The sequence below is a fragment of the Janthinobacterium sp. GW823-FHT03B06 genome, from assembly GCF_058796955.1.
This window is the reverse complement of the sequence record NZ_JBXAJE010000003.1, coordinates 387,841-403,006: the sequence shown is the minus strand read 5'-3', so window position 1 is coordinate 403,006 and position 15,166 is coordinate 387,841. Positions and strand designations below refer to the sequence as shown.

At 62.0% G+C, this 15,166-nt stretch carries 12 protein-coding genes and 1 riboswitch; of the genes, 10 read left to right on the top strand and 2 right to left on the bottom strand.

The genetic code is table 11. The annotated features are described in order from the left end of the window. The first annotated feature begins 104 nt into the window (after positions 1 to 104). The 4 genes from metK (at position 105) to metF (ending at position 4,169) form a co-directional block, all read left to right on the top strand. Entirely contained in the window at positions 105 to 1,271 is a 1,167-nt protein-coding gene (gene metK / locus AC1RBA_RS12825; protein WP_070220840.1) for a methionine adenosyltransferase, read from the top strand. Between the two features lie 122 nt (positions 1,272 to 1,393). Next, a riboswitch (S-adenosyl-L-homocysteine riboswitch) is annotated at positions 1,394 to 1,462 on the top strand. A gap of 27 nt (positions 1,463 to 1,489) precedes the next feature. Further along, positions 1,490 to 2,914, top strand: coding sequence for an adenosylhomocysteinase (ahcY, locus tag AC1RBA_RS12820; protein WP_070289496.1), 1,425 nt, complete (start codon positions 1,490 to 1,492; stop codon positions 2,912 to 2,914). An 81-nt stretch (positions 2,915 to 2,995) separates the two neighbouring features. Next, positions 2,996 to 3,352: a phage holin family protein gene (locus AC1RBA_RS12815; RefSeq protein ID WP_034783534.1), complete on the top strand. Its 357-nt coding sequence runs from the start codon at positions 2,996 to 2,998 to the stop codon at positions 3,350 to 3,352. Then, a complete protein-coding gene (metF, locus tag AC1RBA_RS12810) occupies positions 3,339 to 4,169 on the top strand; it encodes a methylenetetrahydrofolate reductase [NAD(P)H] (RefSeq protein ID WP_492418504.1) in 831 nt (276 codons plus the stop codon). Before AC1RBA_RS12815 ends, metF begins: the two co-directional genes overlap by 14 nt. A 14-nt stretch (positions 4,170 to 4,183) precedes the next feature. Here metF and AC1RBA_RS12805 read toward each other — a convergent pair whose 3' ends face one another. Next, the gene (locus AC1RBA_RS12805; RefSeq protein ID WP_492418502.1) at positions 4,184 to 4,783 is read right to left on the bottom strand and encodes a 5-formyltetrahydrofolate cyclo-ligase; all 600 of its coding nucleotides are present in this window, start codon (positions 4,781 to 4,783) and stop codon (positions 4,184 to 4,186) included. A gap of 32 nt (positions 4,784 to 4,815) precedes the next feature. On the opposite strand from AC1RBA_RS12805, the gene AC1RBA_RS12800 reads away from it, so the two are divergent. The 4 genes from AC1RBA_RS12800 (at position 4,816) to AC1RBA_RS12785 (ending at position 9,435) form a co-directional block, all read left to right on the top strand. Next, positions 4,816 to 6,804 (top strand): lytic transglycosylase domain-containing protein, encoded by a 1,989-nt coding sequence (locus tag AC1RBA_RS12800; RefSeq protein ID WP_492418500.1) that lies wholly within the window; start codon positions 4,816 to 4,818, stop codon positions 6,802 to 6,804. Between the two features lie 12 nt (positions 6,805 to 6,816). Beyond that, entirely contained in the window at positions 6,817 to 7,533 is a 717-nt protein-coding gene (locus AC1RBA_RS12795; protein ID WP_070220832.1) for a glutathione S-transferase family protein, read from the top strand. Positions 7,534 to 7,545: 12 nt separating this feature from the next. Beyond that, on the top strand, positions 7,546 to 8,643 hold the full coding sequence (locus tag AC1RBA_RS12790; protein ID WP_492418498.1) for a multifunctional CCA addition/repair protein: 1,098 nt from the start codon (positions 7,546 to 7,548) through the stop codon (positions 8,641 to 8,643). An 87-nt stretch (positions 8,644 to 8,730) separates the two neighbouring features. Beyond that, entirely contained in the window at positions 8,731 to 9,435 is a 705-nt protein-coding gene (locus tag AC1RBA_RS12785; protein ID WP_492418496.1) for a GNAT family N-acetyltransferase, read from the top strand. Here AC1RBA_RS12785 and AC1RBA_RS12780 read toward each other — a convergent pair. Beyond that, complete coding sequence (locus AC1RBA_RS12780; protein ID WP_070220829.1) at positions 9,427 to 9,951, bottom strand: Lrp/AsnC family transcriptional regulator; 525 nt, start codon at positions 9,949 to 9,951, stop codon at positions 9,427 to 9,429. The two genes, AC1RBA_RS12785 and AC1RBA_RS12780, sit on opposite strands and share 9 nt — an antisense overlap. Before the next feature lie 125 nt (positions 9,952 to 10,076). Here AC1RBA_RS12780 and hppD point away from each other — a divergent pair, with 125 nt between their 5' ends. Both hppD and AC1RBA_RS12770 read left to right on the top strand, forming a co-directional pair. Continuing rightward, the gene (gene hppD / locus AC1RBA_RS12775; protein ID WP_070220827.1) at positions 10,077 to 11,204 is read left to right on the top strand and encodes a 4-hydroxyphenylpyruvate dioxygenase; all 1,128 of its coding nucleotides are present in this window, start codon (positions 10,077 to 10,079) and stop codon (positions 11,202 to 11,204) included. Between the two features lie 361 nt (positions 11,205 to 11,565). Further along, on the top strand, positions 11,566 to 15,162 hold the full coding sequence (locus AC1RBA_RS12770) for an indolepyruvate ferredoxin oxidoreductase family protein (protein ID WP_492418494.1): 3,597 nt from the start codon (positions 11,566 to 11,568) through the stop codon (positions 15,160 to 15,162). Positions 15,163 to 15,166 lie beyond the last annotated feature (4 nt).

Below are 15,166 nucleotides of genomic sequence, written 5' to 3'. Positions count from 1 at the left end.
GTTAATAGACAACTTGCGAAGCGGAATATAAATATCGCTAAAGCGTCGCAGGCAAAATCCTCTTTACTGCGACAGAACATTCACATAGTAATCAGGAGCTTGCAATGTCAAACGACTATCTCTTCACTTCCGAATCCGTTTCGGAAGGCCATCCCGACAAGGTTGCCGATCAAATTTCCGACGCCATCCTTGACGCCATCCTGGCCCAGGATCCGAGCGCCCGCGTGGCCGCCGAAACCCTGTGCAACACGGGTCTGGTGGTACTGGCTGGCGAGATTACCACGCACGCCAATGTTGATTATATTCAAGTTGCGCGCGAAACCATCAAACGCATCGGCTACGACAACACGGAATACGGTATCGACTACAAGGGTTGCGCCGTGCTGGTGGCCTACGACAAGCAGTCGCCGGACATCGCGCAAGGCGTCGATGAAGGTGCGGGCATTGACCTGGATCAAGGCGCCGGCGATCAGGGCCTGATGTTCGGCTACGCCTGCGATGAAACGGCCGAGCTGATGCCTGCCGCCATCCACTACGCGCACCGCCTGGTCGAGCGCCAGTCGCAACTGCGCAAGGATGGCCGTCTGCCATGGCTGCGTCCGGATGCGAAATCGCAAGTGACCCTGCGCTACGTCGATGGCCGCCCCGTCGGCGTGCACACGGTGGTGCTGTCGACCCAGCATGCGCCGGAAATCTCGCACAAGCAGATCGAAGAAGCCGTCATCGAAGAGATCATCAAGCCCATCCTGCCGCGCGAATGGCTGACGGAGACCAAATTCCTCGTCAACCCGACGGGCCGTTTCGTCATCGGCGGTCCGCAAGGCGATTGCGGCTTGACCGGGCGCAAGATCATCGTCGACACCTACGGTGGCGCGGCCCCGCACGGCGGCGGCGCGTTCTCGGGCAAGGACCCATCGAAAGTCGACCGTTCGGCAGCGTATGCGGCCCGCTACGTGGCGAAAAACATCGTCGCGGCCGGCCTGGCGCGTCAATGCCAGGTGCAGGTCAGCTACGCCATCGGCGTGGCCAAGCCGATCAACATCACCGTCTACACGGAAGGCACGGGCGTGATTCCCGACGCGGAAATCGCCAAGCTGGTGCTGGCGCACTTTGATTTGCGTCCAAAAGGCATCGTGCAAATGCTCGACCTGCTGCGCCCGATCTACCAGAAGAGCGCCGCCTACGGCCACTTCGGCCGCGAAGAGCCGGAATTCACGTGGGAGCGCACGGACAAGGTCGCCCTGCTGCGCGACGCTGCCGGCCTGAAGTAATCTAGCCCGCTTGCAAAAGAAGCGCCCCGGCCAGCTGGCCGCGGGCGCTTTTTTTATATGTTGTTAGTTGGCAATGCATGGCGAACAAGCTGGCGCGCCGGCATTGACGATGTTAAAATCCACTGTCCGAGGAGCGTTGCGACGAAGAAATTCGCCAGGCTCGGAATATCCTGCAACCGCGCTCACGTACCTTTTTCAACAACTGAAAGGAGGGCGTGATGAACGCCGTACTCAAATCGCAACACGACTACACCATCGCCGATATCACCTTGGCCGCATGGGGCGACAAAGAAATCAAGATTGCTGAAACGGAAATGCCTGGCCTGATGGCCATCCGCGAAGAATTCGCGGCAGCGCAGCCTCTGAAAGGCGCGCGCATCACCGGTTCCATCCACATGACCATCCAGACCGCCGTGCTGATCCAGACCCTGGAAGCACTGGGCGCGCAAGTGCGTTGGGCATCGTGCAACATTTACTCCACGCAAGATCACGCTGCCGCCGCCATCGCTGCCGCCGGCACGCCGGTGTTCGCCGTCAAGGGCGAGTCGCTGGACGACTACTGGGAATACACGCACCGCATCTTCGAATGGCCGGATGCGGACGGCAAGGCTGTCTACTCGAACATGATCCTCGACGATGGCGGCGATGCTACCCTGCTGCTGCACCTGGGCGTGCGCGCGGAAACCGACCTGTCGGTGCTGGCGAACCCCGGTTCGGACGAAGAAATCTGCCTGTTCAACTCGATCAAGAAGCACTTGCTGGCCGATCCGACCTGGTACTCGAAGCGCCTGCCGGAAATCTTGGGCGTGACGGAAGAAACGACGACCGGCGTGCACCGTTTGTACCAGATGCACAAGGAAGGCAAGCTGGCTTTCCCTGCGATCAACGTCAACGATTCCGTCACGAAATCGAAATTCGACAACCTGTATGGCTGCCGCGAGTCCCTGGTCGACGGCATCAAGCGCGCAACCGACGTGATGATCGCCGGTAAAGTGGCCGTCATCGCCGGTTACGGTGACGTGGGCAAGGGTTCGGCGCAAGCCATGCGCGCCCTGTCGGCACAAGTGTGGGTGACGGAAGTCGACCCGATCTGCGCATTGCAGGCGGCGATGGAAGGCTACCGCGTAGTCACGATGGATTACGCGTGCGAACACGGCGACATCTTCGTCACTTGCACGGGCAACTATCACATCCTGACGCACGATCACCTGACGCGCATGAAAGACCAGGCCATCGTCTGCAACATTGGTCACTTTGACAATGAAATCGATGTCGCTTCGTTGAAACAATACGAGTGGGAAAACATCAAGCCGCAAGTCGACCACATCATCTTCCCGTCGGGCCGCCGCATCATCCTGCTGGCCGAAGGCCGTCTGGTCAACCTCGGTTGCGGCACGGGCCACCCGTCGTACGTGATGAGCTCGTCGTTTGCCAACCAGACGATCGCCCAGATCGAGCTGTACGCGAACACGGCCAACTACCCGGTCGGCGTGTACACCCTGCCAAAACACCTCGATGAAAAAGTCGCCCGTTTGCAACTCAAAAAGTTGAATGCGCAGCTGACGGAACTGACGCAAGAGCAAGCCGACTACATCGGCGTGCGCACGGAAGGTCCATACAAGCCCGAGCACTACCGCTATTAATCGGTAGTCCGGGGCTGTAACTCACCCTCTGAGGGCCGGCGCCTGCCGCCGGCCTGACCCTACTTTTGACAGGCTAGAGAAATGCGCTTGCTACTGATTTGGTTTATCAATGCGGCAGCCCTGTTTGCCGTCCCGTATTTGATGCACTCGGTGACGATGAGCAGCGGCTGGACCGCGCTGCTGGCCGCTGCCGTGCTGGGGCTGGTCAATGCGCTGATCCGTCCCTTGCTGATCCTGCTGACCCTGCCCGTGACGTTCCTGTCGCTGGGCCTGTTTATTTTGATTATCAACGGCTTCCTGTTCTGGCTGGTGGCGCAGGTGATCGATGGTTTCCATGTCGCCAGTTTCTGGTCGGCCGTGGGCGGCGCCATTCTGTACAGCATCATTTCCTGGGCCCTGTCGACCTTACTTTTGAGTAATGACGATGGAAAAGCATAATTTCAGTATTGAGTTTTTCCCGCCGAAAACCCTGGAAGGGGCGGAAAAGCTGCGCGCCACGCGTGTCAAGTTGTCTGAATTGCATCCGAAGTATTTCTCGGTAACGTTCGGCGCGGGCGGCACCACGCAGCAGGGCACGCTGGACACTGTGCGCGAGATCCTGGCGGCCGGCGAACAGGCCGCGCCGCACCTGTCTTGCGTCGGCGGTTCGCGTGCATCGATTCGCGCCGTGCTGGGTGAGTTCAAGGCGGCCGGCGTGAAGCGTATCGTGGCCTTGCGCGGCGACTTGCCGAGCGGCTACGGCGCCTCGGGCGAGTTCCGTTACGCCAACGAGCTGGTGGAATTCATCCGCGCCGAGACGGGCGACCATTTTCATATCGAAGTGGCCGCCTATCCGGAAGTGCATCCGCAAGCCCGTTCGCCGCAAGACGACCTGAACGCGTTCGCGCGCAAGGTGCAGGCCGGCGCCAATGCGGCCATCACCCAGTACTTCTACAATGCCGACGCGTATTTCCAGTTTGTCGAGCAGACGCAGAAGATGGGCATCAACGTGCCCATCGTGGCCGGCATCATGCCGATCACGAACTACACGCAGCTGATGCGCTTTTCGGACATGTGCGGCGCGGAAATTCCACGCTGGGTGCGTCTGAAACTGGCCAGCTTCGGCGACGACAGCGCGTCCATCAAGGCTTTTGGCCTGGACGTGGTGACGGGCCTGTGCGAGCGTTTGCTGGAAGGCGGCGCGCCAGGCTTGCATTTCTATAGCATGAACCAGGCGGCGCCCACGACGGCCTTGTGGCAGCGCCTGGTGAAATAAACCGTCCTGACTTGTCAGAACAGATCGCCCTCGGTCACGATGTGATCGAGGGCGATGTCGTATGTGCCACTGGCAAATGATGCCTTCAGACAGCCGTATGCCACTCCCACGGTCACGGGCCGCGGCGCGTGTTCCAGCGTGCGGTCGTAATAGCCGCCGCCATAGCCGAGGCGAAAGCGTTCCTGGTTAAAACCCAGGCAGGGCACAAGCAGGGTGGCGGGCGCCGGGTGGAGGCGCAATTGCTCGGGCACGGCCACGCCCATGCCATCCTTGACCATGGGCTCGCCCGGCGTCCAGTCGGAAAATGCCAGCGGCGCATGTTTTTCCAGCACCACCGGCAAGCTTAATTGCACGCCGCGCGCGGCCAGCTGCGCATACGCGCCGTGCAAGTCCGGCTCGCCATGCAGGGGCCAGTACACGCCCAGTTCCTTGACGTTTTCTTGCGCGCACCAGTCGAGCAGGCGCTGCGCGATGGCCGCATCCCACCTTGCTCGCGTGGTCTCGGGCAGGGCGCGCCTGGCCGCCAGCAAGGCTTTGCGCAAGCTGGCTTTTTCCTGTGGCGCAATGGGTGGCCGTGTAGCCGGATCGCATGTTATTCTAGGGTCGCTATTCATATCACCATCAAGTTAAGATTGAGAGTCGTACATTGATTTCCCCACTGAAATGGATTGCCGGCACGATGCTGTGTGTTGCATCGGCCTTGTCTCCCCTGGCCGCCCTGGCCCAGGTATCCACCACCGTCCCCCCAGCCGCCCCCGACACGCGCAGCGAGGACGATGCTTTCCTGCTGCTGCGCGATGCCGCGCGCAAGGATGACGTCGAAAAAGCCGACTTTTATGCGGGGCGCCTGACGAATTACCAGATTCCATCGTATGTTGACTATTATCGGCTGAAACCGCGCATCAAACTGCTGACCGAGGCGCAATTTCGCGATTACCTGAACCGCTACAAGGGCAGCGCCATCGCCGACCGTTTCCGCAACGACTGGCTGCTGGAGCTCGGTCGCAAGCGCGACTGGGTCGTGTTCGATGAACAATATCCGCAATTCGCCCTCGACGACGACACCCAGCTCAAGTGCTACGCGCTGATGTCGCGCGCCGCCAAGGGGCAGAACGTGGCGTCCGAGGCGCGCAAGCTGCTCGTCTCGCCGCCTGGCTATGGCGAAGCGTGCGGCAGCCTGATCGCCGCATTGGCGCAAAATGGCCAGTTCGACGCGAACGACCTGTGGGCGCAGATCCGCCTGGCGGGCCAGACCAACGCCACGGGCCCGGCGCGCCGCATCGCGCTGCTGCTGGGTGCGTCCGACGCGAAGATGGCGCAAGCGATCGATTTGCCCGCGCTGGTGCTGGCCAAGGGGCCGGGCGCCAGCCGTGCCGACCACGAGATGTACCTCGTGGCCGTCGGCCGCATGGCGAAAAGCACCTTGAAACTGGGCGTGGTGGCGCTGCAAAAGGCCAGTGCGCAGCTGACGGCGCAGGAACAGGCCATCGGCTGGGCCAGCCTGGCCCTGCAGGCGTCGTATTCGCTGGCGCCGGAAGCATTTGAATATTGGCAAAAAACCAATGGCGCACCGTTGACCCAGGAGCAGATGCAATGGAAGGCGCGTATCGCCTTGCGTGAAGGCAACTGGCCCCAGGTGAAGGCGGCGATCCAGGCCATGCCGGCCTCGCTGCGCACGGACCCGACCTGGGTGTACTGGCTGGCGCGCGCGCAGCAGGCGGAAACGCCGGGCCGCCCGAATGCGCAGGCCGATGCCTTGTACCGCACGATCAGCGATCAATCGAATTTCTACGGCTTGCTGGCCAATGAAGAGCTGGGCAACCACCTGGTCTTGCCGCCGCCGGGCCAGCCCGTCACGCCGGCGGAAATCGCCGCCATGGCCGCCAATCCGGGGCTGCAGCGCGCCTTGAAATTCTTCAATATGCGCTTGCGCTTCGAGGGCACGCGCGAGTGGAACTGGGAATTGCGTTCGATGACGGACAGGCAACATCTGGCCGCCGCGGAATTTGCGCGCCAGAACAATGTGCTCGACCGCATGGTCAACACCTCCGACCGCACGCGCCTGGAAGTGGACTATACGCAACGCTATCCGACGCCGCACGACGACGTCATGCATCCGGCCACGCAAACCCTGGGCCTGGACAAGGCCTGGGTGTACGGCTTGATCCGCCAGGAATCGCGCTTCATCATGGATGCGCAGTCGCACGTGGGCGCGTCCGGTTTGATGCAGGTCATGCCGTCGACGGCACGGTATGTCGCCAAGAAGATCGGCCTGACCGATTTCGTCACGGAAACCTTGAGCGATGTGCGCACCAACGTCTTGCTGGGCACGAATTACCTGAACATGGTGCTCGGTGGCCTGGACGGTTCGCAAGTGCTGGCCAGCGCCGCCTACAACGCGGGGCCGGGGCGCTTGCGCATCTGGCGCGCCACCATGACGCGGCCGCTGGAAGGCGCCGTCTTTGCCGAGATCATTCCCTACACGGAAACGCGCGGCTACGTGAAGAACGTGATGGCCAACGCCACGTACTACGCGGCCCTGTTCGAAAAAAGCCCGCAATCGCTGAAAGCGCGCCTGGGCACCGTGGGGCCGAAAAACAGCGCCGTCGCGGCCGATTTGCCATCATCCAACTAAAGCTAGCCGACCATGCAAACGACCATCCTTGACCCCAGCCTGACGCAAACCCTGGCCGCTGCCCGCGAGCCGGGCCTGACCCTCATCATCGGCAACAAGAATTACTCGTCGTGGTCGATGCGCCCGTGGGTGGCCATGACGGCCTTCGGTATTCCGTTCCATGAAGTACGCGTGCTGCTCGACCAGAGCGACACGGCCACCAAAATTGCCGAATATTCGGCCTGTGGCCGGGTGCCCGTGCTGCTGGCGGGCGAGATCACGATCTGGGACAGCCTGGCCATCTGCGAATACCTGGCCGAGCAGTTTCCAGATAAACACCTGTGGCCGCAGGATGTGGCCGCGCGCGCCATGGCGCGTTGTGTCTGTGCGGAAATGCATTCGGGCTTTACCGGCTTGCGCACGGATATGTCGATGAATATCAAGGCGAAGTTGCCGGGCCGTGGCCGCACGGCCGCCGCCCAGGCCGACATCGGCCGCATCAGCGAAATCTGGGAAGAGTGCCTGTCGCGCTTTGGCCATCACCAGTTCCTGTTTGGCGAGTTTTCCATCGCCGATGCGTATTTCGCCCCCGTCGTCATGCGTTTCCGCACGTATGGCGTGTCGCTGGCGCCGGCCCTGAACGCCTACTGCGAGCGCGTGCAGGCGCACCCTGCCGTGGCCCGCTGGATCGCGGAAGCGCTGGCGGAAACGGAAACGGCGCCCAAGCACGACGCGGAACTCCCCGATTAAAGAAAAGTGACCATGAAGATTTACACGGTCGGTGGCGCGGTGCGCGACCAACTGCTGGGCTTGCCCGTGAAAGACCACGACCACGTCGTCGTGGGCGCCACGCCGGAAGACATGCTGCGCCAGGGTTTCCGGCCCGTCGGCAAGGATTTCCCCGTGTTTTTGCACCCGAAGACGCAGGAAGAATACGCCTTGGCCCGCACGGAACGCAAGACGGCCCCCGGCTACCGGGGTTTCGTCTTCCACACGGCGCCCGACGTCACGCTGGAAGACGATCTGGTGCGGCGCGATCTGACCATCAACGCCATCGCGCAAGCCGAGGACGGGACGTTGACCGACCCGTTCGGCGGCGTCGCGGATATCCAGAACAAGATCTTCCGCCACGTCTCCGACGCGTTCGGCGAAGACCCCGTGCGCATCTTGCGTCTGGCCCGCTTTGCTGCCCGTTTTCATACTTTCACTGTCGCACCGGCCACCATGGCGCTGATGCGCCAGATGGTGGCCAACGGCGAAGTCGACGCCCTGGTGGCCGAGCGCGTGTGGCAGGAAGTGGCCAAGGGACTGATGGAAAGCCATCCTGCGCGCATGCTGACGGTGCTGCACGAGTGCGGCGCCCTGGCGCGCATCATGGGGGAAATTCAGCTGAGCGAGCGCTTGGTGCAGGTCGTCGACCATGCCGCCGCACAAGGTCATGACTTGCCCGTGCGCTTTGCCGCCTTGATGCTGCATTTGAGCAAGGATGCCATCGAGCAGCTGAGCGAGCGCCTGCGCGTGCCCAACGAGTGCCGCGAACTGGCCATCATGGCAGCGCGCGAGCGGGACAATATCAACGGCGCGCTGGACTTGGGCGCCGAGGCCATCGTCAGTCTGTGCGAACGCTGCGACGGCTTGCGCAAGCCGCAGCGCTTCGTGCAACTTCTGCAGGCCGTGGCTTGCGACGGACTGGTCACCGGCGACTTTCCCCAGGCGGCGCGGCTGCAGGGCGGGCTGGACGCGGCGCGCGGCGTGAATGCGGGTGCGCTGGCGCAAGGCTGTACGGAGCCGAAACGCATTCCCGAAATCATCCATGTGGCGCGGGTGGCGGCCGTGGCGGCCTTCCTGGCCCAGGCTTGAATGGTGGGAATAGGCTACAATGGCGCCATGATGTTGCACTGCACAATAACGGCCTGACGTGCCGCAGCACCGCCCCCAGGAGTCGACGTGACCTTACCCAAGCTGTTTCAAAACCCGTTTCGCCGCTGGCTCAGCCGTAGCGGCGGCGGGCGCCCGACCGTGCTCGTCAAGCAGTTGCATGAGCGCGACCGGCGCCGCATGATGAAGCATTTTCTGTCGCTCGAGAAAAGCGACCGTTTGCTGCGCTTCGGCAGCGCCTTGCCCGATGAACTCGTCGCGCACTACGTGCAAAAGATGGATTTCTCGCGCGACATGATCTACGGCGTCTACAACAGCCTGTTCAAACTGGTGGGCGTGGGCCATCTGGCGTTCGCGCCGAAGGACCAGTCGCCGGCGAAAAGCGTGGTGACGGACAAGGAGCAGGTGGCGGAATTTGGCGTGTCCGTGTCGAAATCGATGCGCGGCATGGGCGTCGGTTCGAAACTGTTCGAGCGGGCGGCGATTCACTGCCGCAACAACGATGTCGATACCCTGTACATGCATTGTTTGTCGTCCAACAAGACGATGATGCATATCGCCAAGAAGGCGGGCATGGAAATCCAGCGCGACTATGGCGAAGCTGATGCTTATTTGAAACTGTTGCCGCCGAACCCGACGAGCATGCTGCAGGAAGCCGTGCAAGAGCAGTTCGCCATGTTCGACTATACGTTCAAGGCGAATGCGCGCGCCGCCAGCAAACTGTTCGAACGCTTGCCGGGGCGCAAGAAGCAGCCCGGGCCGCCATCACAATAAGGGCAGGGCCGTCGTATCCTTGATGCGCTGCAAGGCAAAGCTCGATTTCACGTCCAGCACGGCCGGGTGGCGCAGCAAGGTGGCCATCATGAAGCGCGAAAAGTGCTCCATATCTTCCACGTGCACGCGCAACAGATAATCCATTTCGCCCGTCATCGCATAGCAGGCCACCACTTCCGGCCAATGCGCCACGGCCACGGCGAAGTCGGCGCGCGGCGAGGTATTCGTCACCAGATTCGGCGCCAGCACGCGGGCCGTGCTGTGGGCCGTGGCGTCGCTGTGCTTTTCCAGCCGCACGTTCACGTAGGCCAGCAAGCCCAGGCCGATCTTTTCCGGGTCCAGCAGGGCCACGTACTGGCGGATCACGCCCGCTTCTTCCAGCCGTTTGACGCGGCGCAAGCATGGCGATGGCGACAGGCTGACCTGCTCGGCCACGTCCTGATTCGACAGGCGGCCATCGGCCTGCAGGACGGCGAGGATCTTGCGATCCGTTTTATCCAGCGTAATTTTGCTCATGCTTCCTCCGGTGGTTCGTATTTCACGCAATATTATTGCGCAAATCATGATTGTTCGGGAGATCTTTGGCATTTAATGCCCGTGACCCACGCCTATACTGTGCGCTACTTCTTGGAGGAGACATCATGCAATTTCAGCCTTGGGATAACCCGATGGGTACCGATGGTTTCGAGTTCGTCGAGTATGCAGCACCAGACCCAAAAGCATTGGGCAAGCTGTTCGAGAACATGGGATTCACGGCCATCGCGCGCCACCGCCACAAGGATGTCACCCTGTACCGTCAGGGCGACATCAATTTCATCATCAATGCCGAACAAGATTCGTTCGCGCAGCGTTTTGCCCGCCATCACGGCCCGTCCGTGTGCGCCATCGCCATCCGTGTCGACGACGCGGCCTTCGTGTATCGCCGCGCGCTGGAACTGGGCGCCTGGGGTTTCGATAACAAAACGGGTCCGATGGAGCTGAATATCCCCGCCATCAAGGGCGTGGGCGATTCGCTGCTGTACTTCGTCGACCGCTGGCGCGGCAAGGGCGCCGACAAGCCGGACGCGGCCGCACCGGGCGGCATCGGCGACATCAGTATCTATGACGTCGATTTCGTCGCCATTCCCGGCGCCGTCGCCAATCCCGTCGGCCATGGCCTGACCTATATCGACCACCTGACGCACAATGTGCACCGTGGCCGCATGAAGGAATGGGCAAGCTTCTATGAAAACCTGTTCAACTTCCGCGAAGTGCGCTACTTCGACATCGAAGGCAAGCTGACGGGCCTCAAATCGAAGGCCATGACCTCGCCGTGCGGCAAGATCCGCATCCCGATCAACGAATCGTCGGACGACAAGTCGCAGATCGCCGAATACCTGGACCAGTACCATGGCGAAGGCATCCAGCACATCGCCCTGGGCACGGACAATATCTATGCCTCCGTGCAAGGCATGCGCGATACGGGTATCGATTTCCAGGACACGATTGAAACGTACTATGAGCTGGTCAACCGCCGCCTGCCGAACCACGGCGAGCAGCTGGAAGAACTGCGCCGCCTGCGCATCCTGATCGATGGCCACAGCACGGAAAACGAACGCGAACTGCTGCTGCAGATCTTCACGCAGACGGTGATCGGCCCGATCTTCTTCGAGATCATCCAGCGCAAGGGCGACCAGGGCTTCGGCGAAGGCAACTTCCGCGCGCTGTTCGAGTCGATCGAGCTGGACCAGATCAAGCGCGGCGTGCTGAAAGATACGAGCGCGGCCTAAGCTGGGGGCTGCTGTTTGTCGGCTTACGCCGTTCCGGCTAAGCCGACCTACACGAATGGCCCGGTAGGCCGGATGAGCGGGGCCGCCGAGGCGCAGCGTCATCCGACATTGCCAGCAAGCGGCCAATATCTGTAGGTCGGATGAGCGCAGCGTCATCCGACATTGCCGACATTGCCAGAAAAAGAAGCAGCAAAAAGGCAAGAACACGGGAGTGCAGCGCAGCAAAGAACTGCGCGCCTTCCTGTGGTAGTCTACGACAAACAAGTCATTTTTCCGCACCGGCATTGCTCATAAAGCGCGGCCGGTACGTGTGAGTTCAACCGACCTGCACGCGTAGCACAGAGAATAATGGAGACAAGTAATGAATGCACCAATCAAGGGCTCGAGTCTTGAGCCGGGCGCGCACGCGTCCGAAATTTCCCTGAACGACAAATACACGCTCGAGCGTGGCCGCGCCTTCATGACGGGCACGCAAGCGCTGATCCGCCTGCCCATGCTGCAGCGCGAGCGCGACCTCAAGGCTGGCCTGAATACGGCCGGCTACATCACCGGTTACCGCGGTTCGCCTGTGACGTCCGTCGACATGACGGCGATCAAGGCAAAAAAGTACCTCGATGAACACCACGTCAAATTCCACCCGGGCCTGAACGAAGACCTGGCCGCCACGGCCGTCTGGGGCACGCAGCAGACGAATCTGTTCGAAGACGCGAAATACGACGGCGTGTTCGGCATGTGGTACGGCAAGGGCCCCGGCGTCGACCGCTGCGGCGACGTCTTCAAGCACGCGAATAACGCCGGTTCCGCCAAGCACGGCGGCGTGCTGGTGCTGGCCGGCGACGACCATGCGGCGAAATCGTCGTCCACGGCGCACCAGTCCGACCATATCCTGAACGCCTGCGGCATCCCCGTGCTGTACCCGTCGTCGGTGCAGGAATACATCGATTACGGCTTGCACGCCTGGGCCATGAGCCGCTACACGGGCTTGTGGGTGTCGATGAAATGCGTGACCGACATCATCGAGTCGGGCGCCGCCGTCGATTTCGACCCGGACCGCGTGCAGATCACTTTGCCGACCGACTTCGAGATGCCGGCCGGCGGCTTGAACATCCGCTGGCCCGACACGGTGCTGGAACAAGAAGTTCGCATGAACAGCTACAAATGGTATGCGGCGCTGGCGTATGCGCGTGCCAACAAGCTCAACAAAATCATCTGGGACAGCCCGAAGGCGCGCATCGGCATCATCACGGCCGGCAAATCGTATCTGGACACGCGCCAGGCGCTGGCCGACCTGGGCATCGACGAGCAGACGGCGTCCGACATCGGCATCCGCCTGTACAAGATCGGCATGACCTGGCCGCTGGAAGCGGACGGCGTGCATGAATTCGCCAAGGGCCTCGACGAAATCCTCGTGGTGGAAGAAAAGCGGCAAATCCTCGAATACGCGCTGAAGGAAGAGCTGTACAACCTGAAGGACGGCGAGCGTCCGCGCGTGGTCGGCAAGTTCGACGACACGGGCGAGTGGAGCAACCAGAAGGGTACGGGGCACGGCGACTGGCTGCTGCCGGCCACGTATGAACTGAACCCGGCCATGATCGCCCGCGCGATCGCCAGCCGCATTTCGCGCTACTACGCGGGCCACCCCGTCGAGCAGCGCGTGAAGGAACGCATCGCCTACCTGGAAGCGAAGGAAAACGTCCTCAAGGCCATCAGCGTGAAACCCGATCCGCAAAAGGACCGCACGCCGTTCTTCTGCTCCGGCTGCCCGCACAATACCTCGACCAAGGTGCCGGAAGGCTCGCGCGCGCTGGCCGGCATCGGCTGCCATTACATGGTGCTGTGGATGGACCGCGAAACGTCGACCTTTACCCACATGGGCGCCGAAGGCGTCACCTGGGTGGGGCAGGCGCCGTTCACGAATGAAAAGCACGTGTTTACCAACCTCGGCGACGGCACGTATTTCCACTCGGGCATCCTGGCCATCCGCGCGGCCGTCTCGGCCAAGGTCAACATCACCTACAAGATTCTGTTCAACGATGCGGTGGCCATGACGGGCGGCCAGGAATTCGATGGCCCCCTGTCGCCGGCCATCATTTCGCGCCAGATCGCCGCCGAAGGCGTGGGCCCCATCATCGTCGTCACGGACGAACCGGAAAAATACCCGGACGATTACGCCTGGGCCGAAGGCGTCACCGTGCGCCACCGTTCCGAACTGATGGACGTGCAGCGCGAGCTGCGCGACATGCCCGGCGTGTCGGCCATGATCTACGACCAGACCTGCGCCTCGGAAAAACGCCGCCGCCGGAAACGCAATGAATACCCGGACCCGGCCAAGCGCGCCGTCATCAACGAAGCCGTCTGCGAAGGCTGCGGCGACTGCTCCGTACAATCGAACTGCCTGTCGGTGGAACCGCTGGAAACGGAACTGGGGCGCAAGCGCCAGATCAACCAGTCGTCGTGCAACAAGGATTTCTCGTGCACGACGGGTTTCTGCCCCAGTTTCGTGACGGTGGAAGGCGGCGGCCTGAAAAAGCCGAAAAAGGCGGCTGCCGCCGACAAGGATGCGCCAGCCGCACCGGCCTTGCCGACGCCAAGCATTCCATCGACGGCCGAGCCGTTCGGTATTCTGGTGACCGGCATCGGCGGCACGGGTGTCGTCACCGTCGGCCAGATCCTGGCCATGGCGGCCCACGTGGAAGGCAAGGGCTGTTCCGTGCTGGACATGAGCGGCCTGGCGCAAAAGGGCGGCCCCGTGATGTCGCACGTGCGCCTGGCGGACCGCCAGGAGGATATCCACTCGACGCGCGTCGGCACGGGTGCGGCCGACCTGGTGATCGGCTGCGATTTGATCGTCACGGCCAGCCGCGACGCCCTGTCGCGCATGGGAGAGGGGCGCAGCTGGGCCATGATCAACTCGACCAGCTCGTCGACGGCCGCTTTCGTGAAGAACCCGGACTGGCAATTCCCCGGCGCTTCGGCGCGCATGGAAATCGAAAAGGCCTGCGGCAGCGACCACGTCGACTTCATCGACGCGGGCCAGATCGCCACGGCGCTGATGGGCGACTCCATCGCGACGAATATGTTCATGCTCGGTTACGCCTGGCAAAAGGGCAAGGTGCCCTTGAGCGAAGCGGCCATCATGAAGGCCATCGACCTGAACAACGTCTCGGTGGCATTCAACAAGGCGGCCTTCAACTGGGGCCGCGCCGGCGCCCACGATGCGGCCAGCCTGGTGCGCATGACCACGCCAGCGAAGGTGGTGGAATTCAAGCGCATCGACACGCTCGACGACATCATTGAAAAGCGCGTGGCCCTGCTGACGGCTTACCAGGACCGCGCGTATGCGCAGCAGTATCTGGACTTCGTCGGCCAGGTGCGCGCCGCCGAAAGCGCACTGAACGGTCCGCACTTGCGCCTGACGGAAGCCGTGGCCCGTTACTTCTACAAGCTGATGGCCTACAAGGACGAGTACGAAGTGGCGCGTCTGTACACGGACGGCGCCTTCCAGGCGAAGATCGCGTCCATGTTCGAAGGCGACATCAAGCTCAAGTTCCACCTGGCGCCGCCGATCATGGCGAAAACGGATGCCCAGGGTCATCTGATCAAGAAGGAATATGGCCCGTGGATGCTGAAGGCTTTCGGCGTGCTGGCCAAGTTCAAGGGCTTGCGCGGCACGGCCTTCGACGTGTTCGGCCATACGGCCGAGCGCAAGATGGAGCGTGCGCTGATCGCGGAATACCGCGCGACGGTGGGCGGCTTGCTGCCGAAGCTGACGACGGCCAAGCTGGCGCAAGCCGTGGCGATCGCCAGCATTCCGGAAGACATCCGCGGCTATGGCCACGTGAAGGAGCGTCATTTGAAGGCGGCGAAAGAGAAAGAAGCGAGTCTCTTGATCGCCTTCAATGCGCCGACGCCGCTGCCGCCCGTCGTGGCAGCACCCGTGGCGGCCACCGTGGCGTGATGGG